The organism is Amycolatopsis rifamycinica, assembly GCF_000695625.1.
Lineage (GTDB): Bacteria > Actinomycetota > Actinomycetes > Mycobacteriales > Pseudonocardiaceae > Amycolatopsis > Amycolatopsis rifamycinica.
Genome location: NZ_JMQI01000062.1, coordinates 295,287 through 321,193, shown reverse-complemented (window position 1 = coordinate 321,193; position 25,907 = coordinate 295,287). Strand labels below are relative to the sequence as shown.

At 72.0% G+C, this 25,907-nt stretch carries 20 protein-coding genes and 1 riboswitch; of the genes, 13 read left to right on the top strand and 7 right to left on the bottom strand.

All coding sequences use genetic code 11. The features are described 5' to 3' along the window. Nucleotides 1-226 precede the first annotated feature (226 nt). Complete coding sequence (locus DV20_RS29595) at nt 227-484, bottom strand: hypothetical protein (RefSeq protein ID WP_152603775.1); 258 nt, start codon at nt 482-484, stop codon at nt 227-229. 39 nt (nt 485-523) lie between these two features. Further along, nucleotides 524-1,795 (bottom strand): ABC transporter substrate-binding protein, encoded by a 1,272-nt coding sequence (locus DV20_RS29590; protein WP_043786058.1) that lies wholly within the window; start codon nt 1,793-1,795, stop codon nt 524-526. Between the two features lie 173 nt (nt 1,796-1,968). On the opposite strand from DV20_RS29590, the gene DV20_RS29585 reads away from it, so the two are divergent. Beyond that, nucleotides 1,969-2,919 carry a LacI family DNA-binding transcriptional regulator gene (locus DV20_RS29585; protein WP_043786057.1) on the top strand — a complete coding sequence of 317 codons (951 nt, stop codon included), beginning with the start codon at nt 1,969-1,971 and terminating at the stop codon, nt 2,917-2,919. Between the two features lie 59 nt (nt 2,920-2,978). Here DV20_RS29585 and DV20_RS29580 read toward each other — a convergent pair whose 3' ends face one another. Beyond that, the gene (locus DV20_RS29580) at nt 2,979-4,091 is read right to left on the bottom strand and encodes a lytic polysaccharide monooxygenase (RefSeq protein WP_043786056.1); all 1,113 of its coding nucleotides are present in this window, start codon (nt 4,089-4,091) and stop codon (nt 2,979-2,981) included. Nucleotides 4,092-4,259: 168 nt separating this feature from the next. Here DV20_RS29580 and DV20_RS29575 point away from each other — a divergent pair, with 168 nt between their 5' ends. Together DV20_RS29575 and DV20_RS29570 are read left to right on the top strand one after the other, a co-directional pair. Then, nucleotides 4,260-5,453: an AGE family epimerase/isomerase gene (locus DV20_RS29575; protein ID WP_043786055.1), complete on the top strand. Its 1,194-nt coding sequence runs from the start codon at nt 4,260-4,262 to the stop codon at nt 5,451-5,453. Nucleotides 5,454-5,495: 42 nt separating this feature from the next. Beyond that, nucleotides 5,496-6,491, top strand: a complete 996-nt coding sequence (locus tag DV20_RS29570; RefSeq protein WP_043786054.1) for an aldo/keto reductase — start codon at nt 5,496-5,498, stop codon at nt 6,489-6,491. 1 nt (nt 6,492) lies between these two features. On the opposite strand, the gene DV20_RS47210 is transcribed toward DV20_RS29570, so the two are convergent. Next, nucleotides 6,493-7,662 (bottom strand): cellulose-binding domain-containing protein, encoded by a 1,170-nt coding sequence (locus DV20_RS47210; RefSeq protein ID WP_043786052.1) that lies wholly within the window; start codon nt 7,660-7,662, stop codon nt 6,493-6,495. Between the two features lie 532 nt (nt 7,663-8,194). On the opposite strand from DV20_RS47210, the gene DV20_RS29560 reads away from it, so the two are divergent. Genes DV20_RS29560 through DV20_RS29540 form a run of 5 tightly spaced genes read left to right on the top strand, consistent with a single transcriptional unit; the run spans nt 8,195 to nt 13,070 of the window. Next, nucleotides 8,195-9,655, top strand: a complete 1,461-nt coding sequence (locus DV20_RS29560; protein ID WP_235191006.1) for a hypothetical protein — start codon at nt 8,195-8,197, stop codon at nt 9,653-9,655. A 32-nt stretch (nt 9,656-9,687) separates the two neighbouring features. After that, on the top strand, nt 9,688-10,491 hold the full coding sequence (locus tag DV20_RS29555) for an AfsA-related hotdog domain-containing protein (protein ID WP_043786130.1): 804 nt from the start codon (nt 9,688-9,690) through the stop codon (nt 10,489-10,491). Nucleotides 10,492-10,526: 35 nt separating this feature from the next. Further along, on the top strand, nt 10,527-11,342 hold the full coding sequence (locus DV20_RS29550; RefSeq protein ID WP_043786049.1) for a carboxymuconolactone decarboxylase family protein: 816 nt from the start codon (nt 10,527-10,529) through the stop codon (nt 11,340-11,342). Further along, nucleotides 11,339-12,043 carry an HAD family hydrolase gene (locus tag DV20_RS29545; RefSeq protein ID WP_043786048.1) on the top strand — a complete coding sequence of 235 codons (705 nt, stop codon included), beginning with the start codon at nt 11,339-11,341 and terminating at the stop codon, nt 12,041-12,043. The genes DV20_RS29550 and DV20_RS29545 overlap by 4 nt, the downstream gene beginning before the upstream one ends. A 25-nt stretch (nt 12,044-12,068) precedes the next feature. Further along, complete coding sequence (locus tag DV20_RS29540; RefSeq protein ID WP_043786046.1) at nt 12,069-13,070, top strand: zinc-dependent alcohol dehydrogenase family protein; 1,002 nt, start codon at nt 12,069-12,071, stop codon at nt 13,068-13,070. Nucleotides 13,071-13,466: 396 nt separating this feature from the next. Here DV20_RS29540 and DV20_RS29535 read toward each other — a convergent pair whose 3' ends face one another. Next, the gene (locus tag DV20_RS29535) at nt 13,467-16,208 is read right to left on the bottom strand and encodes a cellulose-binding domain-containing protein (RefSeq protein WP_043786045.1); all 2,742 of its coding nucleotides are present in this window, start codon (nt 16,206-16,208) and stop codon (nt 13,467-13,469) included. Between the two features lie 282 nt (nt 16,209-16,490). On the opposite strand from DV20_RS29535, the gene DV20_RS29530 reads away from it, so the two are divergent. After that, nucleotides 16,491-17,879 carry a sugar porter family MFS transporter gene (locus DV20_RS29530; protein ID WP_200876524.1) on the top strand — a complete coding sequence of 463 codons (1,389 nt, stop codon included), beginning with the start codon at nt 16,491-16,493 and terminating at the stop codon, nt 17,877-17,879. Here the strand turns inward: DV20_RS29530 and DV20_RS29525 are convergent. Continuing rightward, complete coding sequence (locus DV20_RS29525; RefSeq protein ID WP_051736180.1) at nt 17,797-18,711, bottom strand: LLM class F420-dependent oxidoreductase; 915 nt, start codon at nt 18,709-18,711, stop codon at nt 17,797-17,799. The two genes, DV20_RS29530 and DV20_RS29525, sit on opposite strands and share 83 nt — an antisense overlap. 246 nt (nt 18,712-18,957) lie before the next feature. Beyond that, nucleotides 18,958-19,036, top strand: a riboswitch (S-adenosyl-L-homocysteine riboswitch). Nucleotides 19,037-19,050: 14 nt separating this feature from the next. On the opposite strand from DV20_RS29525, the gene metH reads away from it, so the two are divergent. Next, complete coding sequence (metH, locus tag DV20_RS29520) at nt 19,051-22,695, top strand: methionine synthase (RefSeq protein WP_051736179.1); 3,645 nt, start codon at nt 19,051-19,053, stop codon at nt 22,693-22,695. A gap of 85 nt (nt 22,696-22,780) precedes the next feature. Here the strand turns inward: metH and DV20_RS29515 are convergent, their stop codons facing one another. Further along, nucleotides 22,781-24,184 carry a PI-PLC domain-containing protein gene (locus tag DV20_RS29515; RefSeq protein WP_043786043.1) on the bottom strand — a complete coding sequence of 468 codons (1,404 nt, stop codon included), beginning with the start codon at nt 24,182-24,184 and terminating at the stop codon, nt 22,781-22,783. Nucleotides 24,185-24,292: 108 nt separating this feature from the next. Between DV20_RS29515 and cutA the strand changes: the two genes are divergently transcribed. From cutA to DV20_RS29500, 3 genes are all read left to right on the top strand, one after another. Beyond that, entirely contained in the window at nt 24,293-24,622 is a 330-nt protein-coding gene (gene cutA, locus DV20_RS29510; RefSeq protein WP_043786041.1) for a divalent-cation tolerance protein CutA, read from the top strand. 9 nt (nt 24,623-24,631) lie between these two features. Next, nucleotides 24,632-25,339 (top strand): RraA family protein, encoded by a 708-nt coding sequence (locus DV20_RS29505; RefSeq protein ID WP_043786039.1) that lies wholly within the window; start codon nt 24,632-24,634, stop codon nt 25,337-25,339. 69 nt (nt 25,340-25,408) lie between these two features. Further along, nucleotides 25,409-25,873, top strand: coding sequence for a DUF6292 family protein (locus tag DV20_RS29500; RefSeq protein ID WP_043786038.1), 465 nt, complete (start codon nt 25,409-25,411; stop codon nt 25,871-25,873). The last annotated feature ends 34 nt before the right edge of the window (nt 25,874-25,907 follow it).

The window sequence follows — 25,907 nt, the reverse complement described above, 5'->3', positions numbered from 1 at the left end:
CGGCCGGGCGGGACAGCGGGATCCGGCCCGGTGCCCACCGCGGCCTCGGCCCCGGGCCGGATCCCGCGGCGCCGCTTCGGCAGCCCTCAGCCGAGGTCCCTGCGGAAGCGCAGCCGGTCCAGTCCGGTCCCGGCCCGTCGTGGCCGGGACCGGGCCGGCACCCCTTCGAACTCCTTCGGCCTGGTTCGGTGACGAACCCCATCCGGGTGTGGAACGCGTGCGAACCCTAGTTTTCCGGCGAAGTTATCGCCCGGACCACCGAGCGCCCGTGCGCGGCGCTGTCGGCGAAGAAGCGCCCGTGGAGCGCCGCGCCCGGCCCGCGGCCGCGTTCGACCCCGGCGCAGGGCAGATGGCTCTCGGCCGGCCGCGACGGCGGGAGGAACGCGACTGCCCGCTCGTCCGTGGTGACCAGGACGCTGCTGTCACCGACGTGCCGGCCCATCCGGTTCGGCCGCTGCGGCGCCCGCCGGAGCGTGCCCCTCACGCGGCCCGGCCCCGGCGGCTCCGCCGCGCGGGTTCCCGGTCAGGGCACCAGCCGGTGCACCCCGGTCAGCACCTGCTGCCAGACGGCGGCGGGGTCGGCGCCCTGCTCGACCGCCTTGAGCGCCGGCGCGATCACCGTCTCCTGGATCTTGCCGTCACCCGGCCCCTTGTACTGCGGTTTCCCGACCTTCTGCGCCTGGGCGACGAAGACCTGGCCGGTCAGCGCCCCGCCGAAGTAGCCGTTCATCTCGCTGAGCAGGTCCGGGGAGGTGAAGGCTTCGACCTGGCTGGGGAAGTTGCCGCTCACCCGGAAGGCGTGCAGCTGCTGCTCCGGCGCGGTCAGCCAGGCGGCGAGGGCGGCGGCCTCCTTCTGGTGGGGGCTCGAGGACGGCACGGTGAGGAAGGACCCGCCCCAGTTGCCGCCGCCGTCCGGGAAGGCGTCGGCGAGCGCCCACTTGCCCGCGTTGGTCACCCCGGCCTGCTGCTCGATGACGCCGAGCATCCACGACGGACAGACCTTCGTCGCGAACGCGCCGGTGCGCAGGCCGTTGTTGCCGTCGTCGGCGAAGGCGGTCAGCCCGGCCGACTGCCCCTGCTTCACCGCGCCGGTGACCTGGTTCCAGGCGTCCCTGAGCGCGGTGTTCGTCTCCAGCGTCGAGTGGTTTTCGCGGTCGAGGTAGCCGACCGGGAGCTGGTTGACCTTGGCGTTGAAGATCTGCGCCGAGGAGTCGAACCACGGCTTGCCCTTCGTGCGCTTGACGTACTTCTCGCCGGCCTTGAAGAAGCTGTCCCAGGTCGCGAACATCGTCTTCACCGAGCCCGGGTCGGTCGGCAGCCCGGCCACTTCGAGCAGGTCCTTGCGGTAGCACATGGCCAGCGGGCCGATGTCCGTGCCGTAGCCGACGAGCTTGCCGTCCTTGCTGCGGCCCGCCTCGTACTTCCACTCCAGCCACCGGCCGGGCTTCACGTCGGGCGGCCCGATCTCGGCCAGGTCGGCGAACTTGTCCGAGTGGGCGAGCACGTCGGCGAGGTGGCCCTCCTCGACGGCCTGGACGTCGGCGAGCTCCTGGCCGTTCTGCAGCTTGGCCAGCAGGTCCTGGTGGTACGGTCCGCCCTGCTCGGTCCGGACCTGGCGGATGGTCAGCCCCGGGTGGGTGAACTCGTAGCCGGGGATGAGGTCCTCGTAGCCGAACTGGCCGAACGTCGAGATCGTGAGCGTGATCGGCTCCGGCGTGCCCGGTCCGCAGCCCCCGATCAGGACGAGCAGGACGGCGACGGCGGAGAAGGCCGCCGATCTTCGGATCTGCCTCATGCGCGCGCACTCCCCGTTCGCGGCACGCTCCTGGCCCCCGTTGGCTGGGAGCGCTCCCGCGTGGATCCTCGTTTCCCGGTGCGGCGGGTGTCAAGGTGTGCGACGGCGGGTGTCCGCGCGGACACGGACCGGCCCCGGTGGTGTCCGGGCTCTTGGTGTGCGGAAGGGGTGCGATGAAGCGTCCGACGATCACCGACATCGCGAAGGAGGCCGGCGTCTCCAAGGGCGCGGTGTCCTACGCTCTCAACGGCCGCCCCGGCGTCTCGGAGGCCACCCGGCGGCGGATCACCGAGATCGCCCGCGAGCTCGGGTGGGCGCCCAGCAGCACGGCGCGGGCGCTCTCCGGCGGCCGGACCGGGGCGATCGGCCTGGTGCTCGACCGGCGCCTGGAGGCCTTCGTCCCGGCCGTGCTCGACGGGTTCGAGGGCGAGCTGCTGCTGCAGGCCGCGCCGGGCCGGGAGGCCGCGCTGGCCATCTACCGCCGCTGGCGGGCCGAACGGAAGGTCGACGGCGTGCTGCTCACCGAGCCGGGTTGCGCGGCCGAGCTGGTGCGGATCGGCCTGCCGGCGGTGGTGCTGGGCGGGCCGGGCGGGGTGCCGGGCGTCCCCTCGGTGCTGGTCGACGACGTCACCGGCGCCGCCGAGGCGCTGGCGTACCTCGCCGCGCTGGGGCACCGGCACGTGGTGCGCATCGCGGGCGCGGCGCCGTTCGCCGACCCGGCGGCACGCGGGCGCGCGTTCACCACGGCGGCGACCGGCCTCCCGCACCCGGGCACCGTCCACCCGGAACCCTCGGCCGACGCGGTCCGGCGGGTGCTGGCGGCGCGTCCCCGGCCCACGGCACTGCTGTGCGACACCGACGACCTCGCGGTGGCCGCCCTCGCCGCCGCGCGCGAGCTCGGGCTCGCGGTGCCCAGGGAGCTGTCGGTCGTGTCGTGGGACGACACGCCCCTGTGCCGGCTGGTCCGCCCCGCGCTCACGGCGATCCGGCGGCCGCTGGCCGAGCTCGGGTCGCTGGCGGCGTCGGTGTTGCGCGACGTGGTGGCGGGGGAGCGGGTCGGCGACGTCGCCACGTCCCGGCCGAGGCTGATCACCCGCGGCAGCACCGGGCCCGCGAACGCGTGAGGGCCGCTTCGGGGGAGGTTCCCCGAAGCGGCCCCGACGGACTGTCCACTCGGATCACTTCAGCTGCCCTGGCACGTCGGCGAGGGTGCCGCGTTCCCTCCCGTCGAGTTGACGACCAGGCCGAAGGTGGTCGTGCCGTCCGCGGCCACCTGGCCGTTCCAGTTGGCGTTGCGGACCGTCACGGCCGAACCGGACTGGCTCAGCGTGCCGTTCCACACGCTGCCGATCGTCTGCCCGGCCGGCAGCGTCCAGCCCACCTGCCAGCTCGTGTACGCCGAGGTGCCGTGGTTCATCACCGTCACCGTGGCCTGGTAGCCGCCGCTCCAGGTGTTGGTGATCTCGTACATCGCCATGCACGAGCCCGGCGGGTTCGAGGTCGTCGGGGTGGTCGGGGTCGTGGGCGTGGTAGGTGTCGTCGGCGTGGTCGGGGTGGTCGGAGTCGTGGGCGTGGTGGTCGGGTTGCCGCCCGGGTCCTTCACGCCGGTGACCTCGCCGTGCCCGCCGTCGAAGGTGACGTCCGAGCAGCCGTAGAACGTCTCGGCGCTGTCCGAGCGCTTCCACACCGAGTAGATGATGTGCCGGCCCGACTTGTTCGTCGGCAGCGCGCCGCTCCACTTGTACTGGCCCTCCACCGTGCCCACCGAGCCGGTCACCGGCGGGTGGTCCACGGTCAGGAACGGCTGGTCTTCCAGCGAGTCCCAGGTGAGGGGCTGGTTCGGGTTCCAGCCGTCCTTGGTCACGTAGGTGTAGAACCAGCCCGGGTGCGCGGCCCACGCGTTGTACGAGAAGTCGAACTGGGCGCCGGCGGTCAGGTGGGTCAGCGGCCAGTTGCCGACCCCGTCGAAGCCCGCGAAGTTCGGGTTCCCGCCCGAGCACAGCTTCCCGTCGGGGATGAACCCGCGCGTGCGCCCGGCGCCGTCCGAGCGCAGCACGCTGAACCAGTTGTACAGCGAGTTGGCCCCGCTGATCCCGACCGCGGCGGCGCAGGCCGGGTTCTGGGGCTTGATCTCACCGGTCGAGCTGAGCCCGTCCTGCCAGCACAGGAAGGTCCGGCTGCCCGGTTTCATCATCGCGCCGTGCGCCTCGGCCGTGCCGGTGGTCAGCAGGACGGCGGTCAGGCTCGCCAGCAGCACGGTGACGGCGGCGAGAATGGTACTTCGTCTCCTGGTCACGTCAGTCCCTTCATTGGGTTGCGTGCGTCGAAGACTGGGAGCGCTTCCAAGGTCAGGATACGCGGCGGCGGTCACTTCCGGAACAGCCCGCGATGGCCGCGGCGGGTGCCTTGGCCTACGTTGGCGGGGGCTCCTCGCACCGGGCGGGCCCGAGGAGAAAGGCAGAGAGTGGACAGTCCGTCATCGGTTCCCGCCTGGGTGCGCGCCGAACCCGCCCGGCTGCTCGGTTTCGCCCGCGGCGCAACGCACCCGGGCGGCGGGTTCGCCTGGCTCGACGACGCCGGGCGGCCGGTGCTCGACCGGCCCGTCGAGACGTGGATCACCTGCCGGATGACGCACGTCTTCGCGCTCGCGTCGCTGCGGGGAGCCGACACGGGCGAGCAGGTCGCGCACGGCGTCGCGGCCCTGACCGGCCTGCTGCGCGACGCCCGGCACGGCGGCTGGTACGCCTCGACGGCCGTGGCCGACAAGCGGGCCTACGAGCACGCCTTCGTCGTCCTGGCGGCCGCGAGCGCGGCCGCGGCCGGTGCCGACGGCGCGCGGCCGCTGCTGGCCGAGGCGCTCGAAGTCGTCGAACGCCGGTTCTGGGAGCCGGGGGCCGGGCTCGTCGCCGACGTCTGGGACCGCGGCTGGACGCACCTGGAGGACTACCGCGGCGCCAACGCCAACATGCACACCGTGGAGGCGTTCCTGGCCGCCGCCGACGTCACCGGCGACGCGGTCTGGGCGGCGCGTGCGCTGTCCATTGTGGAGCGTCTGGTCCACGGCGAGGCCCGCGCGCACGGCTGGCTGCTCCCGGAGCACTACGACCCGGACTGGCGCGTGCGGCTGGAGTTCAACCGCGGCGAACCCGCCCACCCGTTCCGCCCGTTCGGCGCGACCGTCGGGCACCTCTTCGAATGGGCGCGGCTGGCCGTCCACCTCGGACGGGCGCTCGGGGCCGCCGCGCCGCCGTGGCTGCTGCCCGACGCGGCCGCGCTGTTCGAGACGGGCGCCCGGTACGGCTGGGCCGTCGACGGGCGGCCGGGTTTCGTCTACACGACCGACTTCGTCGGGACGCCGGTGGTGCGCACCCGGCTGCACTGGGTGGTGACCGAGGCGATGGCCGCGGCGTGGACGCTGCACCAGGAAACCGGCGACCCGGCGTACCTCGCCCGCTTCGAGGAATGGTGCGCGCACGCCGAAACCTGCTTCGTCGACCGCGAACTCGGTTCGTGGCACCACGAACTCGACCCGGACAACCGTCCCGCCGCGACGGTGTGGGCGGGCAAACCGGACGTCTACCACGCCTACCAGGCCACGCTGCTGCCCGGGCTGCCGCCCGCGGCGTCGTTCGCCGGCGCGCTCCTCCCGCGCGGTTAGACTGCGCGGGCCGTCCCCTTTCGACTTCCGCCAAGGAGAACCATGTCGCCTTTCGTCGCGGCCGAAGACCGGTACGCGGACATGCCGTACCGGCGGGCCGGGCGCAGCGGGCTGAAGCTGCCCGCCGTGTCGCTCGGTCTCTGGCACAACTTCGGGGACGACAAGCCCCTCGACGTCCAGCGCGCGGTGCTGCGCCGGGCGTTCGACCTCGGGGTGACGCACTTCGACCTGGCCAACAACTACGGCCCGCCGCCCGGCTCGGCCGAGACGAACTTCGGCAGGCACTTCGCCGCCGACTTCCGGCCCTACCGCGACGAGATCCTCGTGTCGTCCAAGGCGGGGTACCTGATGTGGGACGGCCCGTACGGCGAATGGGGCTCCCGCAAGAACCTCCTCGCCAGCCTCGACCAGAGCCTGGCCCGCACCGGGCTGGACCACTTCGACATCTTCTACTCGCACCGCCCCGACCCCGGCACGCCGATCGAGGAGACGATGGGCGCGCTCGACACCGCCGTCCGCTCGGGGAAGGCGCGCTACGCGGGCATTTCGAACTACTCGCCCGAGCAGACCGAAGCCGCGCTCGCCGCGTTGACGGAGCTGGGGACGCCGCTGCTGATCCACCAGCCGCGGTACTCGATGCTGGACCGCTGGGTCGAAGACGGCCTGCTGGACACCCTCGACTCCCGCGGCGTCGGCTCGATCGCGTACTCGCCGCTGAGCCAGGGCCTGCTGACCGACCGCTACCTCGACGGCATCCCCGCCGACTCCCGCGCGGCCGGTGCCAGCCCCTTCCTCACCAGCGACCGGCTGACCGAGGACACCCTCGCGACCGTCCGCGCGCTGAACGACATCGCCAAGGGGCGCGGGCAGACGCTGGCGCAGCTGGCCATCGCCTGGGTGCTGCGCCGCGGCCGCGTCACCTCCGCGCTGATCGGCGCGAGCAGCGTCGCCCAGCTGGAGAACACCGTCGCGGCCACCGCGAACCTCGAGTTCACCGACGACGAGCTGGCCGCGATCGAGCGCGTCCTGGGCCGGTAGCTCAGCAGCCGATCCGCGAAGAGCCCACGGCCACGTCGTCGAACCAGAGCGTGTCGGCGTCGCCCGCGTAGCTCTCCCAGCCGAGGCGCAGGTCGGTCACCGACGGGTGCCACGCCCGGGCGAGCCACTGCTGGTCGATGTCGGGCGTCGGGACGCCGTCCACGACCAGGCCGGGCACCTCGGAGCCGCCCAGCCAGGTCCGGAGCTGCCCGGCCGCGCCGTCGAGCCGGAACTCGAAGCAGGACCAGGTGCCGGTCGGCAGCGGGACGCTCTGGGCGACGCCGGCCGGGCTCTGCGCGGGCAGCGTCGCGTCGTCGGACTCGCGGTTCCACTGCAGGGCCCGGTTCTGCCCGCCGGCCCGCAGGTCGCGGCCGTCGGTGCTGTCGCGCATCGCCAGGAAGGCGACGTGCCCGCTGGGCAGCGCGGTGGTGTGCCGGACCCAGAACCGGCCGTACAGCACGCCGGAACCGGTGACGCTGGTGCCGAGGAACGCGTGGTTGCAGTAGCCGCCTTGACCGGTGACCTTGACCGAGCGGCTGCCGGAGTGGGCGACCGAGCCGTCGACGGTGACCGTGCCGGTGCCCTGGCAGTTCGCCGCACCGACGGTCCAGCGGCCGCCCGGGGTGCTGCCGGTCTGCTGCTCGAAGTCGTCGCAGAACGCGGCGTCCGCGCAGCCGGCCGGCTGCGGCCCGGACGTCGTGGTGGTCGGTGTCGTGGTGGGTGTGGTGGGTGTGGTGGGTGTGGTGGGCGTCGTCGACGTCGGGGGCGCGGGGTCGCCGCAGGAAACGCCGTTGAGCGCGAAGTCCGTGGGCGCGGCGTTCGTCCCGCTGTAGGTGCCCTGGAGGCCGAACGAGACCGAGCCGCCGGCGGGCAGCGCGGCGTTGTACGGCAGGCTTTCCGCGGTGACCGCGGTCCCGGACTGGCGGACGGTGGCGTTCCAGGCGGAGGTGACGGCTTGGTTCCCGGCGTAGTGCCAGGTGAGCGTCCAGGAGGAGACCGCGGTGGCGCCGTTGGTCACCGTGATGTCCGCGGTGTAGCCCGTCTGCCACTGGTTGACGCGGTAGGCGACCGAGCACGCGGGCGCGGCGGCGGCCGGACCGGCCAGGACGACCGCGGTGGTGCCCGCCGCGGCGAGGCAGAGCGCGGCCAGGGCACCGGCGAACCTGTTCATGGGATGGCTCCTCGGGGGGACGCGGACAGGGGCGCCGTGGCCTGCACCACGACGCCCCTGGGGTTTGGCCGCATTCTGGCGAGGCGACCTGGCATGGGAGCGCTTCCAGCCGCCGGAAAGGTAACCCCGGCGTGTCGCGCTTGTAAAGAGCGACCCGGACGGAGGCCGATCCGGTGGTCCGTTTTCCGCAGCCGCCGCGGCGGCGATCTTCACTGAACGCTACTGAACGGCCGAACCCGTTGGGAGGCAGGACATCTCTCCGTCGCGCTGCGCCACCGCGGTCCGGGGCCGGACGCCTCCGTTGGGGTGGATTCGGAAAATCCGCGCCAAGATCACGGGATCGGCGGCGAGAGCCCGAATTGGGAGCGCTCTCAGGTCCCCGCCCGGCGTCCGGAGGCGGGAAGCCGTTGTTGCACCCTCAACCTCTCTCTGATCACACGATCTCCGGCCCGATCACGAACTGGGCTGCCGAGGTAACGCTGCGGTAGGGTCGTCGGCGTGCCCCCGTACTCCGGAAATCGTTGGATGAACGATGAGTCGACAGGCCAAGCCCGGGAGTAAGCCCTACCGCGCCCAACTGCGGGAGCGGCTGACCGCCTTGGGGTTCCCCGAGGAGGCGATCCCGGCCCAGGTGGCGAAGAACCTGGTCGTCGAGTGCGGGATCCCGCCGCGCACCGCGTGGCGGCTGGCGTCCGAGCTTTCGCTCGACGTCGCGGCGCACCAGTACAACGCCGTCACCGGAGACCCGCGCGCCGGGATGCGCGGCACGCGGATCTGGGAGTACGAGCAGTGGCCCGAGCGTGGCGTCCGGCCGACCGTCGCGGCGCTGCGGGTGCTGGCCCGGGTCTACGGCACGAGCTGGAAGTGCCTGCTGGGCCTGCGTGATCTCGAGCAGCTGCCGGCCAAGGACCTCGCCGAGTACCACGCCGAGCCGGATACCCCGGTCGCCGTCGCCGCGCCCGAGCCGGAGGCGGCGCCGTCGGCCCGCACCCCCGTCCGCGCCGAGGGCCGGGCGGAGGAGGAGATCGGCGCCGGCGCCCTCGACGACGCCATCCTGCTCACGAAGACCAACGTGGACGACGTCCAGCTCGACGACCTGTGGGCCGACCTCGACTTCCTGGGCGGCGCCTACACGCGCACCGCGCCCGACTCGATCCTCGGCCAGCTCGCCGTGATCGCGGACCGGACCGCGGCCCTGCTCAAGGGCCGCCAACGGCCGAAGCAGACGCAGGACCTGCTGCTCGTCGGGGCCAAGTCGAGCGCGATGATGGCCTGGATCGCGGGGGACCTCGGCCGGTACCGGCGTTCGCGCGAACTCAACTCCGCCGCCTGGCTCTACACCCAGTACGCCGACGACCGCCTCGCCCGGCGCTGGGTGCGCACGTCCCAGGCGCGGGTGGCCTTCTGGGCCGGGAACGGCATCGAGTCCGCGAAGCTCGCCGCCGACGGGCTCAGCTACCACGTGGGCGGGCGCCTGACGGACGCCCCGCTCATCCTCGCCGAGGCGCGCGGCTGGTCGTCGGTGCGGGCCGAAGGGCAGGTGCTGGACGCGATCGCGCGCTGGACGGCCATCGAGGACCCGGGCCTCGGGGCCGGCGGTGAGGACAGCTTCTTCAACATCACGAAGGACCGGCGGCACTACATGGCGGGCAATTCCCTGCTTTCGGTCGGGCAGGCCTCGGCCGCGCTGCGCGAGTTCACCACCGCCCGCGAGGCGTTCGAGCAGCTGTCCCTGGAAAACCGCTGGGAGGCCATGGATCCGATGATCCGGATCGACACCGGCCGCGCGCACCTGCGGCTCGACGACCTCGAAGGCGCCGCCGCGCAGGTCGGACCGCTGCTCGACGCGGGCGTGGGCAAGCAGCCGGACATGGTGCGTGCCATGCTGAAGCTGATGGCCACCGAGCTGTCCGGGCCGCGGTGGCGCTCGGTCAGGACGGCCCGCAATCTCTCCGAAGCACTTCTCGACGCCCACGCCTCGGCGCGGCCGTGACCCTGGACCGGACCCGGACGGAGGCGCCCGAGGTGGCACCGCACGATGTTTCGTGCCCGCGAATCCCGTGCGAAGAGGCTTGGGCGTGGGAGGGGCTCACGCGGCGGGACGTCGTCGTGGTCGCCGACCGCTTCGCGCCGTTCGCCGGCGAGGACCGGGTGTACACGTTGTCGGGCCTGCTGGCCCTGCTGGACTCCGGTGGCTTCGCCGCGTCCGGTGGCCACTGGATCGTCCACGCCGGCCAGGGCATCGACGCGGCCGACGGCGAGCTGCTCGAAGCCGCCTGCCGGAAGAGCGAAGGAGCCGTGCGCCTGGCCGACCCGGAAGCGTTCCGGCGGCCGTCCGCACCGCCCGCGGTCGTCCACAAGAGCCGTCCGGAGAACGTCCTGCTCGCCGGCGTGCACAGCCCGGTGCCCGGGCACTGCCGGGCCGGGCTGCGGATCCACCGGGACAACGAACTCGTCCTCGACCACCACACCGGCGAGCACGTGCAGGGCATCGTGATCGTCGAGGCGATGCGGCAGATCTGCATCGCGCAGTTCGAGACCGCGATCCGGCCCGGTCTCGCCCCGGCCGCCTACGCCGGGGTGTGGAAGCGGATCGATCTGTCCTTCGAGGACTTCCTGTTCCCGTTGCCGGCCACGGTCGAATCGCTGATCACCGAGTCCGATCTCGACCGGGAGACCCACCTCAAGTTCCGCGCCACGACGTCGGTGCGCCAGCAGGGCCGCACCGTCGCCACCGCCGGCATCGAGTACGCGATGATCGTGCGGGGGCGGATCGACACCCTCGAACGCCGCAAGGCCGACCAGGCGACCCGGGCCTACCTCGGCTGAGCCGGGCCCCACTCCGGAAGGGAAACCACGCCACGATGTCCGACCTGCAGCAGCAGGACCGCGCCGCGTCCTTCGCCCAGGGCCTCAAACTCATCCAGCAGCTCGGCGGGGCCGACCGGCCGGCCGTGCTGGACCTGTTCGAGAGCGTCGGGGAAGGCGAGTTCGGCGAGCAGTGCGTCGGGTTCATCTACGGCGACGTCTACCACCGGCCCGGCCTCCCGCTGCCGGAGCGGCAGCTGGTGACGGTCGCCGCGCTCACCGCGCTCGGCTACGCGGGTTCGCAGCTGCAGTTCCACGCCAAGGCCGCGCTCAACGTCGGCTGCACCCGCCGCCAGCTGGTCGAGACCGTGATCCACGTCAGCTCCTTCGCCGGGTTCCCGGCCACGCTCAACGCCTTGACCGCGCTCAAGGCGGCCTTCGACGGCCTGCCCGCCGAGGAGCCGGCACCGGACGGCGAGGTCGCCGACGTGCCGTGGGCGGGCATCGAGGACCGCTACGAGCGCGGCCTGGCGGCGATGAAGGCCGTGGACGGCGAGGCCGGGGAGCGCGTCGCCGACGGGCTGCGGGACATCGCCCCGGACCTGGCCACCTACATCGTCGAATTCACCTTCGGCGAGATCTACACCCGGCCGCACCTGAGCCTGCGCCACCGCGAGATCGTCACGATCGCCGCGTGCGTCGCGCTGGGTACCGCGCTGCCCCAGCTGAAGGTGCACATCAACGGGCTGCTCAACGTCGGCGGCACCGAGCAGGAGGCCGTGGAGACCGTGCTGCACCTGGCGTTCTACTGCGGTTTCCCGGCCGCGCTCAACGCGCTCGCGGCCGCGCGGGAAGTGTTCGCCCAGCGGTGAGCGGCTTCGGGAAGCTGCGCGTGGTCGCGCTCGACTGCGACGGCGTGCTCGTCGACGACACCTACCTGGCCATGATCGCCCGGTTCGTCACCGACCACGGCGGGGTCTACGACGCCGCGGCCGAGCGGGACGTCATCGGGTTGCGGGACATCGTGGTCGCCGGGAAGGTCACCCGGCTCTGCGGCCTCGACCAGCCGGCCGAGGAGACGCTGAAGCAGCTGTGGGCCGCGCGGCAGGACTACCTGGCCGAGCACCCGATCCGGGTGGCCGAAGGCGCGCGGGACTGCCTGGAGGCGCTGGCGAAGCTGCCGGTGCGGCTGGTCTGCTACGGCGGCCGGACCCGCGAACACACCTTCGACCACCACCTCGGGGACCTCGTGGACCTGCTCGATCCCGAGCTGCCGTACGTGAGCATCAACGAGCACCGGCCGGGCGTCGACCACATCGCCCGCACCGTGCTGGGCGTCGCCTTCGACGAGATCGTCTTCGTCGACGACGTCAGCCGGGTCGCCGAGGACGCCCGCGCGCACGGCGCCGGGTTCGTCGGGTTCCCGTCGAGCCCCGCCCACGCGCGGCAGCGGGACTTCATGGCTTCCGCCGGTGTCCGCCACTTCGCCACGTCGCTCGCCGAACTGACCCCGGACCTCCTGGCGACCGTCGACGCCGAACTCGCGGCTTCGACACACTGGCCTCGTCGATGAGTTTCGCCGATCACTGGGAGCCGCTGTGAAGTTCTTTTCCCTGCCCCGCCCCGGCGCCGGGCTCGTGCTGGGCGAGCGTGACGTGCCCGAACCCGGTCCCGGGCAGGTCCTGGTCCGCCTGCGCGGGTGGGCGGTCAACGCCCGCGACCTGATGATCCTCAAGGGCTTCTACCCGAAGCCGGTGAAGCCGGACGTGATCCCGCTGTCCGACGGGGCGGGCGAGGTCGTCGCCGTCGGAGCCGGGGTGGGCACCTGGAGCGCGGGGGACCGGGTGGCGGCGACGTACTTCCCGGACTGGCTGTCCGGGCCCGGCACGCCCGAGAAGACCGCGGACGACCTGGCCGGCACCCTCGACGGCGTGCTCGCGGAGTACGCCGTCTTCGCCGAGGACGCCCTGGTCGCGGTGCCCGCGCACCTCGACTACGCCGAAGCCGCCACCCTGCCCAGCGCCGGCGTGACGGCGTGGCGGGCCGTCGTCGAAGAGGGCGGGCTGACGCCGGGGCAGACGGTCCTGACCCTCGGCAGCGGCGGCCTGTCGACCTTCGCGCTGCAGTTCGCCGCGCTCGGCGGCGCCCACGTGGTTTCGACGTCGAGCTCGGACGAGAAGCTCGAGCGGCTCCGCGAGCTGGGCGCCGCCGAGACCCTGAACCACGCCACCACACCCGAGTGGGGAGCCGCGGTGGCCGGCCTGACCGGCGGCGGCGTCGACCACGTCGTCGACGTGGGCGGCGGCGGCACGATCACCCAGTCGATGATCGCGGCCCGGTACGGCGGGCACATCAGCGTGGCCGGCGTCCTGACCCACGAAGGCGGCGTCGACCCGATCCCGGTGCTGGTCAAGCAGCTGACCCTGCGCGGGCTCACCAACGCCTCCCGCGAGACGTTCCAGGCGATGAACCGGGCCATCGAGCGGACCGGCCTGAAGCCCGTGATCGACCGCCGGTTCGCCTTCGACGAGGTGGCCGAGGCGCTCAAGCACCTGGAGTCCCGGACCCACGTCGGCAAGATCGTGCTCGAGAGCGCCTGAGCCCGCGCTGTCCGCCGGGTAACTTTTGGCCCCCCGGCTGGGTATATCCGGCACCCTCGAACCGCGTTTTCCCAGCTGGGCGGGGGTGTGGCAACGCGAAAAAGTCCCCTTTGAGCAGGAATGGCGGCTGCCGTCGGCACGGGGAAGAGTGGACATCACCGGGGACGTCGCCCGAGCAGGCTGCTCCTGCTCGGGCGGGGGCCCCGGACTGGGGGCGCGGGAAGGGGGTTTCAACCGCCTGGGGGTGGGTTGAAACCCCCTTCGCCCGCTCGCACCCACTCGCGCGTGTGCGCCCGCCCGTCTGCTCGCGCCCACCTCCCCGCCCGCGCCCCAAGACCGCGAATGGCTCGTCCAGGACCGCCGAGGTCCCGAACGAGCCATTCACGACACCCGGGGTCAGGTCGTCGTGCAGGTCCGGCCGTTGAGCGAGATCGCCGCCGGCTTGCCGTTCGCCGTTCCGGACGAGCCGGTGAAGCCGAACTCCGCGCTGCCGCCCGCGGGGATGGTCCGGTTCCAGCCCGCGTCCAGGGCCGTCACCGCCGCGCCGCTCTGGGTTACCTGGGCGTTCCACGCCTGCGTCACCCGCTGGCCGTCGGCGAACGTCCACGTCACCGTCCACCCCGTCACCGCGGCGGTGCTCGTGTTGCCCACCTTCACCGAGGCCTGGAAGCCGCCCTGCCACTGGTTGGTCACCGTGTAGGCCGCCGTGCAGGAGCCCGAGGGCACGGGTGTGGTGGTGGTCGTCGGCGTCGTGGTCGTGGTCGGCGTGGTCGGCGTGGTGCTCGTCGGCGGCGGTGGCTCGCTGCCGCCGGACTCGCCCACGATCACGCCGCGGCCGTTCGTGCCCACGTACACCCGGCCGTACACCCGCGGGTCGCCGGTCAGCGCGGCCCCGATGTTGCCGTACTGGTGGCGGTCGTCGTTGATCCGCGTCCACGAGGCGCCCGCGTCGTCCGAACGGAAGATCCCGCGCACACCGCCGATCCTGGCGATGGTGTATAACGTCGCATACGTCCGGCCGGGAGCGGCCTTGCCGAACCCGACGTTGTCGGCTTCGGCGACGTTCGCCAGTTTCGTGAAGGACGCTCCGGAGTCGGTCGAGTGCCACAGGCCGTACGCGGTGCCGGAGCCACCGGCGAGCCAGATGTCCCCGGCCACCCCCGGCATCGCCTTGAAGTGCGCGGAGCCGGACGGCAGCCCGGTGGCCGCGGTCGCGGTGAACGTCGCACCGCCGTCGGTGCTGACGTAGAACCGGCCGGCCGCGAACCCGTAGAACCGTTTCGGGTCGACGCGGTCGGACTCGACCACCGCCCCGGCCGGGATGCCGGCGGACGCCGTCCACGACGAGCCGAAGCCCACGGAGTAGCTGACGCCGGTGCCCTCGGGGCTCCAGACGAACCGGCTGCCGTCGGCGGCCGCGGCCACCGTGCCGCCGGCGGCGTTCCCGCCCGGCTCCGCGCCCTGGAACCAGTTCTTCCCGCCGTCGGTGGAGAAGGCGATCCGGTTGTCGTTCGGCCGCGCGGACCGGTCGAGGGTGCCGGTGCGCACGATCGTCGACGGCGACAGTTCGGCGTAGTCCAGGCTGGTGGTCGTGGTGAAGACCGGCTGCGTGTACATGGTGGCCGGGACGGCGTCGAGGCTGTCGTGCCGGAACCCGCCGATGTCACCGAGGCCGGACAGCAGGGGAGCGCCCGACGGCGGGCTGATCAGGTCGAGCACCGCCGTCTCCTCGAGACCGCCGACGACCGGCTTGATGGTGATCTTCCCGCCGCTGTCCCACTTGGTGAGGTCGGACGTGCCGTAGACGGTCGCGCCCGTGCCGTAGAGCAGGTGGTTGGAGTCGAAGGGGTCGATCTCCATCGACTCCGTCATCCAGCCGAGCTTCGGCGACGGCACCGGCGGAGCGGGCTGGAGGCCGAAGTTCAGCCACGGAACCGACGAGATGTCCTGGGTGTAGCGCAGGCTGCGCTCGGGATAGCTGGAAAAGTCCCAGATCCGGGTCCAGGTGGCGCCGCCGTCGGTGCTGCGGAAGAAGATCACGTCCGGCCACCACGACACCTGGGTCGCGACCATCAGCGTGTTCGGGTGCTGCCGGTCGATGGTCAGCCCGCTGTAGCCGAAGTAGTCGTCCGCGCTGTCGGAAGGGATCGGGCTGATCCGCGTCCAGGTACCGGTCTTCGTGGCGTACTTCCAGACGTCGCCCTTCGCGCCGTCGTACGGGCCGCCGGTGTCGCTCGTGGCGAGGTAGAGGTAGCCGCCGACCGGGTCGAGGACGCCCTTGTGCGCCAGGTAACCGGTGGGCTGGCCGGCCAGCCGCGCCCACGTCGCACCGCCGTCGGTGCTGCGGTACACGGTGTTCTGCTTGTCCGCGACACCCACGTAAATGGTCTGCGTGGTGCTGCCGCGGGTGCCGGTCGTCGGGTCGAACGTCACCCAGGTGACGCCTTCGAGCTCGCTTTGGTAGCCCGTCGTGTCGCTCGGGTCGGGCGCGTAGTTGCCGGGGTTGGGGAAGCTGGCGACCTTCGTCCAGGTGACGCCGGAGTCGGTGCTGCGCCAGAGACCGTTGCCGCTGGGCGCGCCGAGGTAGAGGACGCTGTTGCGGTTCGGGTCGATCGCGAGCCGCTCGCCCATGCCGCGGCCGGGCATGTTGCCGCCGAGCTTGAACGGCAGCGCCGCCGCCTGCCAGGTCGCGCCGCGGTCGGCCGACCGGAGGATCGCGCCGTTGTTCGGGTCCCAGCTGTTGGTGTACATCCCGGCCGCGACGTAGACGCGGTCCGGGTCGACCGGGTCGGTGGCCAGGCTGACGACGCCGTTGTGGCCCCAGTCGGTCCAGCCGACCGAGTCCAGCAGGGGGAGCCAGCGGCCGGTGGCCGTGTTCCACCGGTACGCCCCGCCGATGTCGGTGCGGGCGTAGACCAGCCCGCGTTCGGTCTGGTTGAAGACGATCCCGGGGACGAACCCGCCGCCGGCGATCTCCGCGTTGCGCCAGGTGGTCGCCGCCGGCGCGGCCGGGGAGGCCGGCGCGCCGACGGTGACCGCGACGGCGGCGGGCACCAGGACCGCGAGCGCGGTGGCGAGAAACCGTCTCGCCGAGCGGAACCGGGACGGGGAATGCGTTCTTCGCACGACGTTGTGCACCTCTGCCTCCACACTCTGGGAGCGCTTCCAGAGGGAAGGTAAACCAGCGTTCGGAGCGTTGTAAAGCGTTCGACGATTTCGGCGGCCACGACTGTCTACAATGGAATTCGCGCCCGTCGGGCCGGTGGTTCCGCGGCCGGTGTGCCGCGTTGAGGCGTGTCACATACGTGAACGTCGATCAGGTTTCTGAATCGTTATCGGGGGCGGTCTTGTCCGGCATTTTCCGGCGTGTGAGTGTGGTGGCCGCTGCTGGACCGGACCCACGAAAGAGGCGACCAGGCCATGACCGAACCTCCCCGGACGCAGGCGGCCCCGGCGCGGCACATCGGCCGGACCACCCTGTACTTCTTCGGCGCGCTCGGCGGCATCCTCTTCGGCTACGACCTCGGCGTGATTTCCGGCGTGCTCCCGTTCATCGGGAAACTGTGGGCGCTGACCAGCTGGGACAAGGGCGTGATCACCGCCAGCCTGTCGGTCGGGGCCATCATCGGCGCGCTGCTTTCCAGCCGCACCAACGAAGCCCTCGGCCGGCGCCGCACCATCATGGTCGCGGCGGGCATCGTCGTCGTGGGCACGCTGGCGGCGAGCTTCTCACCGACGTTCGTGCTGCTGGTGCTCTCGCGCCTGGTGATCGGGCTGGGGATCGGCCTTTCGTCGTCGACCGTTCCGACGTACCTGTCCGAACTGGCCCCGGCGAAGTGGCGGGGCGCGCTGGGCGCGCTGAACCAGATCTTCATCGTGCTGGGCATCCTGATCGCGTTCCTGGTCAGCTACTGGCTCGGGCCGTCTTCGGCGTGGCGCTGGATGTTCGCCGGCGCGATCGTGCCCGCCGTGATCCTGCTCCTCGGCTTGCTGTTCCTGCCGGAAACACCGCGGTGGCTGGTCAAGAACGGCCAGGAGGCCGAGGCTCGGCGGGTCCTGGCGAGTGCGCACGGCGGCACCGTCGACCTCGACGAGGAGATCGCGACCATCCACGAGGTCATCCGGCTCGACACCGAGGAGAAGCCGCGGATCCGTGACCTGTTCGCCGGCTTCGTGCGGCCGATGCTCGTCGTGGCCCTGCTGCTCGCCGTCGGCCAGCAGTTCAGCGGCGTCAACGCCATCAACGCGTACTTCCCGACGATGCTCATCGGGCTCGGCTTCGCCACGCAGGCCGCGCTGCTGTCCGGCGTGCTGCTGGGCGTGACGAAGTTCCTGTTCACCGCGTGGGTCGTGTTCGTGGTGGACCGCTGGGGCCGCAAGCCGCTGCTGCTGATCGGCAACGTCATCATGGTGCTGACGCTGGTGGCGGCCGGCCTGGTGGTGCTGAACGTCCACGACACCGGCACGCGCGGCCTGCTGATGCTGGTGATGATGGTGCTCTACCTGGTCGGCTACGAGCTCGGCTGGGGCGCGGTCGTCTGGGTGATGATGTCCGAGGTGTTCCCGCTGAAGTACCGGGCCACGGGCATGGGGATCAGCAGCGTGGTCCTCTGGGCGGCGACGGGCATCGTGAGCGCGGTGTTCCCGATCATCTCCGACCCGGAGTCGCTCGGCATCGGCGGCTCGATGTTCCTGTTCGCCGGGGTGAACGTGGTCCTGTTCGTGCTCACCCAGTGGCTGGTTCCGGAGACGAAGGGCCGCACGCTGGAGCAGATCGAGCTCGACCTGCGGGCGCGCCAGGGAGGGTGAGCTTGCCGGCCAGCCGGCCGATCCACGCCTCGACTTCGTCCGGGGAACGGTCGGGGAGGCCGAAGATCGTCTCGGTGACGCCCAGTGCGTCCAGGTGCGCCAGGCGTTCCGGGTCCGGCCGCTCGCCGAGGGCGCAGATCCGCGGAGCGTCCGTACGGCCTTCGCCGGCCCAGATCTCCTTCAGCAGGGCCACGTGCCCGTCCAGGTCGGTGTCGGCCGGCGTGGTGAGCCAGCCGTCCGCGTGGCGGGCGATCCAGCGGAACGTCTTCTCGGTCGGGCCCGCGCCGAGCAGCACCGGGATGTGCGCCTGGACCGGCTTCGGCCACGCCCAGCTCGGTCCGAAGGAGACGAACTCCCCGTCGTAGGCGGCTTCCTCCTGTGTCCACAGTGCACTCATCGCTTCGAGGTACTCGCGCAGCGCGGTGCGGCGGCGGTTGCCGGGCACGCCGTGGTCGGTCAGCTCGTCGACGTTCCAGCCGAAGCCGGCGCCGAGCGTGACGCGGCCGCCGGAGAGGTGGTCGAGGCTGGCGATCGTCTTGGCGAGCGTGATCGGGTCGCTCTCCACCGGCAGGGCCACCGCCGTGGCGAGCCGGATGCGCGACGTGACCGCGGCCGCCGTCGCCAGCGCGACCCACGGGTCGAGCGTCCGGCTGTAGCGGTCGTCGGGCAGTGACGCGTCGCCGGTGCGCGGGTGCGGTGACTCGCGCTTCACCGGGATGTGGGTGTGCTCGGGGACGTAGAAGGTCGAGAACCCCGCGGCTTCCGCGGCGCGCGCCGCGGAAGCCGGGCTGATCCCGCGGTCGCTGGTGAACAGCACGATTCCGTAGTCCACCCGCGGAGCGTATTAGAACGTGTTTCAGTTTTCAAGCCGCCGGCTCGGTGACCCTGTGTGTCCGGTCACATGCTCTGAGTGGACTTGAGAGGGGCTCGATCCGCGGCTGCCACACTCGGAGCCGATCGGTCGACGGAGGTGCAGGGTGACCCGGACAATCCATTGTGGACGAATGCTGTCCCAGTACGTGGACACGCCCGCGGGGCGGGATGGCGTACCGGGGCCCGGTTCCGATACCGTGGACCACAGGTCGAGAGGCGCTGCAACGGACCACCGGGTCCGCCACGCTCGGCCGGGAATGACCAACCAAGGGCGCCTCCCGACTGAGGGAGGCTGCCGGTGAACACCCCGCACGAGTCCCGTGCTTCCGCGTCCGAAGCGCGTCTGCGCGAGCTGCTCGACCAGCGGGTCGCCGTGCTCGACGGTGCCTGGGGCACCATGCTGCAGGGCGCCGGGCTGACCCCGGCCGACTACCGCGGCGACCGCTTCGGCGACCACACCCACGACGTCACCGGCGACCCGGACCTGCTCAACCTCACCCGCCCGGACGTCATCCTCGACGTCCACCGCCAGTACCTGGCCGCGGGCGCGGACATCACCACGACCAACACCTTCACCGCCACGAGCATCGGCCAGGCCGACTACGGCCTGCAGGCCCACGTCCACGAGATGAACGTCCGTGGCGCGCAGCTGGCCCGCCAGGCCGCCGACGAAGCGGGGGGCAAGTTCGTCGCCGGGTCGATCGGCCCGCTGAACGTCACTCTCAGCCTGTCGCCCAAGGTCGATGACCCGGCGTACCGCGCGGTGACGTTCGAGCAGGTCAAGGCCTCCTACGCGGAGCAGATCGCCGGGCTCGCCGAGGGCGGCGTCGACCTGCTGCTGATCGAGACGATCTTCGACACGCTGAACTGCAAGGCCGCCATCGCCGCCGCGCGCGAGGTCGCCCCGCACCTGCCGCTGTGGATCTCCGTCACGATCGTCGACCTGAGCGGCCGGACGCTGTCGGGGCAGACCGTCGAGGCGTTCTGGAGCTCGGTCGAGCACGCGAAACCGCTGGTCGTCGGCGTGAACTGCTCGCTCGGTGCCGAGGAGATGCGCCCGCACGTCGAGGAGCTCTCGCGGATCGCCGACGCCTACGTCGCCTGCCACCCCAACGCCGGCCTGCCGAACGCGTTCGGCGGCTACGACCAGACGCCCGAGGAGACCGCCGGCCTGATCGGCGGCTTCGCCCGCGACGGCCTGGTCAACCTGGTCGGCGGCTGCTGCGGCACCACCCCGGAGCACATCGCGAAGATCGCCGCGGCGGCGAAGGAGGTCGGCCCGCGCCAGGTGCCGGCGCCCCGCACCCACATGCGGTTCAGCGGGCTCGAGCCGTTCGGCATCGGCGCCGACACCGGGTTCGTGATGATCGGCGAGCGCACCAACGTCACCGGGTCGAAGCGGTTCCGGCGGCTCATCGAGTCCGGCGACCACCAGGGCGCCGTCGACGTCGCGCTGGAGCAGGTCCGCGGCGGGGCCAACCTGCTCGACGTCAACATGGACGCCGACCTGCTCGAATCCGAGCAGGCGATGACGACCTTCCTCAACCTGATCGCCACCGAGCCCGAGGTGGCCCGGATCCCGGTGATGGTCGACAGCTCCAAGTGGAGCGTGCTCGAAGCCGGCCTGCGCTGCCTGCAGGGCAAGGGCGTGGTCAACTCGATCAGCCTCAAGGAGGGCGAGGAACCGTTCCTCGCCCAGGCGCGCACCATCCGCGACTACGGCGCCGGCGTCGTCGTGATGGCCTTCGACGAGCAGGGCCAGGCCGACACCGCCGACCGCAAGGTCGAGATCTGCGGCCGCGCGTACGACCTGCTGACGCAGAAGGCGGGCTTCGCGGGCGAGGACATCATCTTCGACCCGAACGTCCTCGCCGTCGCCACCGGCATCGCCGAGCACAACGGCTACGCGAAGGCGTTCATCGACGCGCTGCCCCGGATCAAGCAGCGCTGTCCCGGCGCGCGGACCAGCGGCGGCATCTCGAACCTGTCGTTCTCCTTCCGCGGCAACGACGTGGTGCGCGAGGCGATGCACTCGGCGTTCCTGTTCCACGCGGTCAAGGCCGGGCTGGACATGGGCATCGTCAACGCCGGCCAGCTCGCCGTCTACGAAGACATCCCGAAGGACCTGCTCGAACTGGTCGAGGACGTGCTCTTCGACCGGCGCGAAGACGCCACCGACCGGCTGGTGAGCTTCGCCGAGAACGTCAAGGGCAGCGGCACCAAGCGCGTCGTGGACCTCTCCTGGCGCGAAGGCACGGTCGGCGAACGCCTGTCCCACGCGCTGGTCCACGGCATCGTCGACTACATCGAGGAAGACACCGAAGAAGCGCGGCAGCAGCTGCCCCGGCCCCTCGACGTGATCGAGGGCCCGCTGATGGACGGCATGAAGATCGTCGGCGACCTGTTCGGTTCCGGCAAGATGTTCCTGCCGCAGGTGGTCAAGAGCGCCCGCGTGATGAAGCGGTCCGTCGCCTACCTCGAGCCGTTCATGGAGGCGGAGAAGGAGAAGGCCCGCCAGGAAGGCCGGCTGGCCTCCGCCGGCGGCCAGGGCAAGATCGTGCTCGCCACGGTCAAGGGCGACGTCCACGACATCGGCAAGAACATCGTCGGCGTCGTGCTCGGCTGCAACAACTACGAGGTCATCGACCTCGGCGTGATGGTGCCGGCGGGCAAGATCCTCGACACCGCCGTGACCGAGGGCGCCGACGCGGTCGGGCTGTCCGGCCTGATCACGCCGTCGCTGGACGAAATGGTCGCCGTCGCCGCCGAAATGCAGCGGCGGGGACTGAAGATGCCGCTGCTCATCGGCGGCGCGACGACGTCCAAGCAGCACACCGCGGTCAAGATCGCCCCGGTCTACGACAACGCGACGGTGCACGTCCTCGACGCCTCGCGCGTGGTGGGCGTCGTCTCCGACCTGCTCGACCCGGACCGCTCGATCGTGCTGGCCGCGCAGAACCGGGCCGACCAGGAGGTGCTGCGCGAGCAGCACGCGAGCAAGCAGCGCCGTCCGATGCTCAGCCTCGCCCAAGCCCGCGCGAACCCGGAGAAGGTGGCGTTCGACGGCTTGCCGACCCCGGCGTTCACCGGCCTGCGCGTGGTCGAGCCGAGCATCGCGGAACTGCGCGAGATGGTCGACTGGCAGTTCCTGTTCCTGGCCTGGGAACTGAAGGGCAAGTACCCGGCCATCCTGGAGCAGCCGGTCGCCCGCGAGCTGTTCGACGACGCGAACACGCTGCTCGACCAGATCATCGCCGACGGCAGCTTCACCGCGAAGGGCGCGTACGCGTTCTGGCCGGCGCACAGCGAAGGCGACGACATCCTGCTCGAGGGCGACTACGCGCACGTCAAATTCCCGATGCTGCGCCAGCAGACGGCGAAGCCGCAGGACCGCGCGAACCGCTGCCTGGCCGACTACATCGCGCCGGTCGGCGACCACCTCGGCGGGTTCGCGGTGGCCATCCACGGCGCCGAAGAACTGGCCAAGCGGTACGAAGCCGAGCAGGACGACTACCGCGCGATCATGGTCAAGGCGCTGGCCGACCGGCTCGCCGAGGCCTTCGCCGAGCACATCCACCTGCGCGCCCGCCGCGACTGGTTCGAGCCGGACGCCCAGCCGAAGCTGGAAGACCTGCACGCGGAGCGGTTCCGCGGCATCCGCCCGGCGCTCGGCTACCCGGCCAGCCCCGACCACAGCCAGAAGCGCGAGCTGTTCGAGCTCCTGCGGGCCGGCGAGCTGGGCATGGACCTGACCGAGTCGTACGCGATGACGCCGGCGGCGAGCGTGTCCGGGCTGATCTTCGCCCACCCGGATTCCCGCTACTTCACCGTCGGCCGGCTCGGCCGCGACCAGGTCGAGGACTACGCGCGCCGCAAGGGCGTCGACGTCGCCGAGGTCGAGCAGTGGCTGCGGCCGAACCTGGCCTACGACCCCGAGGCGTAATGCGCGTCAGGACGGGCGGGTTCTCCGTGCCGCCAAGCTTCGCCAGGGACGCTTGCCGGTCCCTGGCGAAGCGCTGACGGCCGGGCTACTCGACGGCGCCGTTGCCCGTCAGCAGCGTCTGGTACCAGCTGTCGTCCGGGTGGTTGGTCGCCGGGTAGCCGGCCAGGGGCGTGGTGGCCTGGCCCGCGGAGTCGAAGTCCCAGCCGCGCACCAGCTTGCCGGCCTGCCGGGCCGAAGTGATGAACGCCGACTCGGTCGCGGGCGCGCCGTAGAAGAGCGCACCCTGCTGGAGCTCGGCGCTGTCGCCCTTCTGGAACTCGTCGAAGGCGACCTGCCGGTAGCGGATCCGGTCGCCGGCGACCCGGTCGGTGTCGGCGCGCAGCGTCTGCGCCGAGGTCGGGCCGTCCGCGCCGGTCCACACCGAGACCGTGCGGCCGGCGCTGGTGGCCGTCGCCTTGGCGAACCGCGCGTCGGCGGTCTTCGCGTTGCCGGTCCACGACACCGTCGTGCCCGCGAGCAGGCCGTCCCAGTCCCAGTTCTGGCTGCTGCTCTGGCTCTGGTGGATTTCCCGCAGGTGCGTGGCGTCGGTGAACGCGACGGTGGGGGAGACGCCGTTGTCGTACTGGTGGCTCTCCTGCCAGGTGATTTCGCCGTCCGCGCCGAGCTTGCCGACGTGGTACCAGAGCGTGGTCGCGCTCGGGGACTGGTGGACTTCGACGAGGTCGCCGTTGTCGTTGAGGGCGACCGCCGGCGTCTGCCCGCTGTCGTACTTGCCGTGCCGGAGCCAGGTGACCCGCCCGTCGGCGCCGTAGGTCCCCGTCCAGTACCGGAGCGCGCCGGCGCCGGAGTCGTGCACCTCGACGACCTGGCCGCGGCCGTTCAGCGCGACGGCGGGGTGGTAGCCGACGTCGCGCCGGTACTCGGTGCGGGAGCCGCCGTGGCCGGACAGCAGCGGCAGCACGCGTCCCCGCAGCGCGTCGACGTCCGGCTGCGCCGCCGGGTAGTCCCGCGCCCGCAGCAGCCGCGCGCCGAACACCGACTCCAGCTCCTGGTTGAGCGCGGTCAGGTTGCCCGCCGCGAACGAGGGGTTGTCGGTGAGGTCGTCCTTGAGATCGAGCATGACGACGATCGGGGCGGCGGCCGGGTGCTGCGCCGACCAGGTGTTCACCACGGCGAGCCAGTCGCGGAGGTCGTTCGACGCGGGGTTGCCGCCGCTGTGGTCGACGAGGTTGCCGGGCGAGTCGTGGCCGACGGCGTAGTCGTGCGAAGTGGCGTAGCCGTTGTCGTGGACGTCGAGTTCCAGGAACCGCACGCCGTGGTCGAGCTGGTGGACGAGGGAGTCCTTGGCGCCGTCGACGTCGCCGGAGTAGCTGTTGTGGGTCGCGCGGAACACCGACGCGGGGAACGGCGGGCTCGCGGCGTGGGCCGTGGCGGGAGCCAGGACCGCGGCGGTGAGCACGGCGGTGGCGAGTGCGGGCAGGCGGCGCATGCTCGGGTCCTCACGTCGGGGAACGGGGCCCGCCCATCCTGGCGTTCGCGTGGTTGCGGTGTCTCGAATTCCGGATGAACCCGTAGCCGCGCCGGTATTCTCGCGGGCATGGCGGCAGAACACGTGATCGTCACCTCCACCACGGACTCCGAAACGGCGGCCCGCGAGCTCGCCACCCAGGCGGTCGAAGCCCGCCTCGGGGCCTGTGCCCAGGTCGTCGGGCCGATCACCAGCGTCTACCGGTGGGACGGCGCCGTGCGGACCGACCGGGAGTGGCGGGTCGAGATCAAGACGACCGCGGACCGGGTCCCCGCCCTCGCCGAACGGCTGCGGCAGCTGCACGGTTACGACCTGCCCGAAGTGATCGCCACCCCGATCGTCGGCGGCAGCGCGGACTACCTGGCGTGGCTGACCGGGGAGACCCGGGACGCTGGCTAGATTCGGCGCATGGAGCACGAACGACTCAGACAGCGCTTCGCGACGCTGACCACCGCCCACCTCGCCGACGCGTGCATCCGCGCCGGTCTCCCCGTGCGGTGCGCGCCGGCGCCGACGCGCGCGGTGGTGCCGGGGAGCCGGCTGTTCGGCCCGGCCGTCCCGGCCCGGCACGTCGGCAGCGTCGACGTCTTCCTGGAGGCGTTCGAGGAGGCGCCCGCCGGCGGTGTGCTGGTGGTCGACAACGGCGGCCGGCTCGACGAAAGCTGCGTCGGCGACCTGGTGGTCCTCGAGGCCCGGGCCGCCGGGCTGTCCGGGGTGGTCATCTGGGGCCTGCACCGCGACACCGCCGACATCCGCGCCATCGGGCTGCCGGTGTTCAGCCTCGGGTCGCTGCCCACCGGCCCGCTGAGCCTGGGCCCGCGCGTCGACGGCGGGCTGGCCGAGGCGATCGTCGGGCCCTGGCGGATCGGCCCGGCCGACCTCGTGCTGGGCGACGACGACGGCGTCCTCTTCGTCCCGCTCGCCCGGGCGGGTGAACTGTTCGGCCTCGCCGAAGGGATCCGCGACACCGAACGCCGCCAGGCCGATCGGATCCGCGGCGGCGAACCGTTGCGGCAGCAGGTGCGTTTCGGTGAATTCCTTGCGGCGCGGGAAACGAATCCGTCCTTGACTTTCCGGGCGCATCTCAGGGCCGTGGGCGGGGCGATCGAAGAGTGAACACAAAAGTGTGATCGTTCGCCGGATCGGGTATTCCGCCCCTGGTAGCGGGCGCGGGAGGCGGACACCATGAACACGCTCATCGGCTTCGGCAAGGACATCGAATACCACTTCGCCCGGGGGCTGCGTGCCTACCTGTCCCGGGTCGCGCGGGCGGTCGGCGTCGGCTTCGAGTCGTGTTCGCTCGACCTCGACGTGCCCGCCTCCGGGTACGTCGCCCTCGACCGCACCGTGCCGGACCTGCCGGGCCACGACCTGGCCCTCGTCTGGGACGAGGTGCACGGCTGGTCGGCGGTCGTCGAGCCCGCGGGCGGGGGCGCGGCGAAGCCGCTGGCCTACCTCGGCGGCCCGGAGGTCCTGCCCCCGCCGCGCGCGGTCGCCCGGTTCCTCGAGGTGCTGCGGGCCGCCGGGCCGGGTGCCGGCTCGTTCCGGCCGCCGGTGTTCCGGGCGGCCGGTCACCACGAGGACCTCGTCGACTGGCTGCCCGCCACCGGGCCCGAAGGACTGCTGCGGCCGAGTTCCCCGGCCTGGTGACCGGCGGGGCGCCTAGGATGGGCGGGCAGCCACC

Bases quoted from the DNA above. Each gene is read 5' to 3' on its own strand.
- DV20_RS29505 (WP_043786039.1), top strand. From the start codon at position 24,632: ATGGAGCACGAACGACTCAGACAGCGCTTCGCGACGCTGACCACCGCC.
- DV20_RS29560 (WP_235191006.1), top strand. From the start codon at position 8,195: ATGAGTCGACAGGCCAAGCCCGGGAGTAAGCCCTACCGCGCCCAACTG.
- DV20_RS47210 (WP_043786052.1), bottom strand. From the start codon at position 7,662: ATGAACAGGTTCGCCGGTGCCCTGGCCGCGCTCTGCCTCGCCGCGGCG.
- DV20_RS29585 (WP_043786057.1), top strand. From the start codon at position 1,969: ATGAAGCGTCCGACGATCACCGACATCGCGAAGGAGGCCGGCGTCTCC.
- DV20_RS29500 (WP_043786038.1), top strand. From the start codon at position 25,409: ATGAACACGCTCATCGGCTTCGGCAAGGACATCGAATACCACTTCGCC.
- DV20_RS29530 (WP_200876524.1), top strand. From the start codon at position 16,491: ATGACCGAACCTCCCCGGACGCAGGCGGCCCCGGCGCGGCACATCGGC.
- DV20_RS29590 (WP_043786058.1), bottom strand. From the start codon at position 1,795: ATGAGGCAGATCCGAAGATCGGCGGCCTTCTCCGCCGTCGCCGTCCTG.
- DV20_RS29550 (WP_043786049.1), top strand. From the start codon at position 10,527: ATGTCCGACCTGCAGCAGCAGGACCGCGCCGCGTCCTTCGCCCAGGGC.
- DV20_RS29570 (WP_043786054.1), top strand. From the start codon at position 5,496: ATGTCGCCTTTCGTCGCGGCCGAAGACCGGTACGCGGACATGCCGTAC.
- DV20_RS29515 (WP_043786043.1), bottom strand. From the start codon at position 24,184: ATGCGCCGCCTGCCCGCACTCGCCACCGCCGTGCTCACCGCCGCGGTC.
- cutA (WP_043786041.1), top strand. From the start codon at position 24,293: ATGGCGGCAGAACACGTGATCGTCACCTCCACCACGGACTCCGAAACG.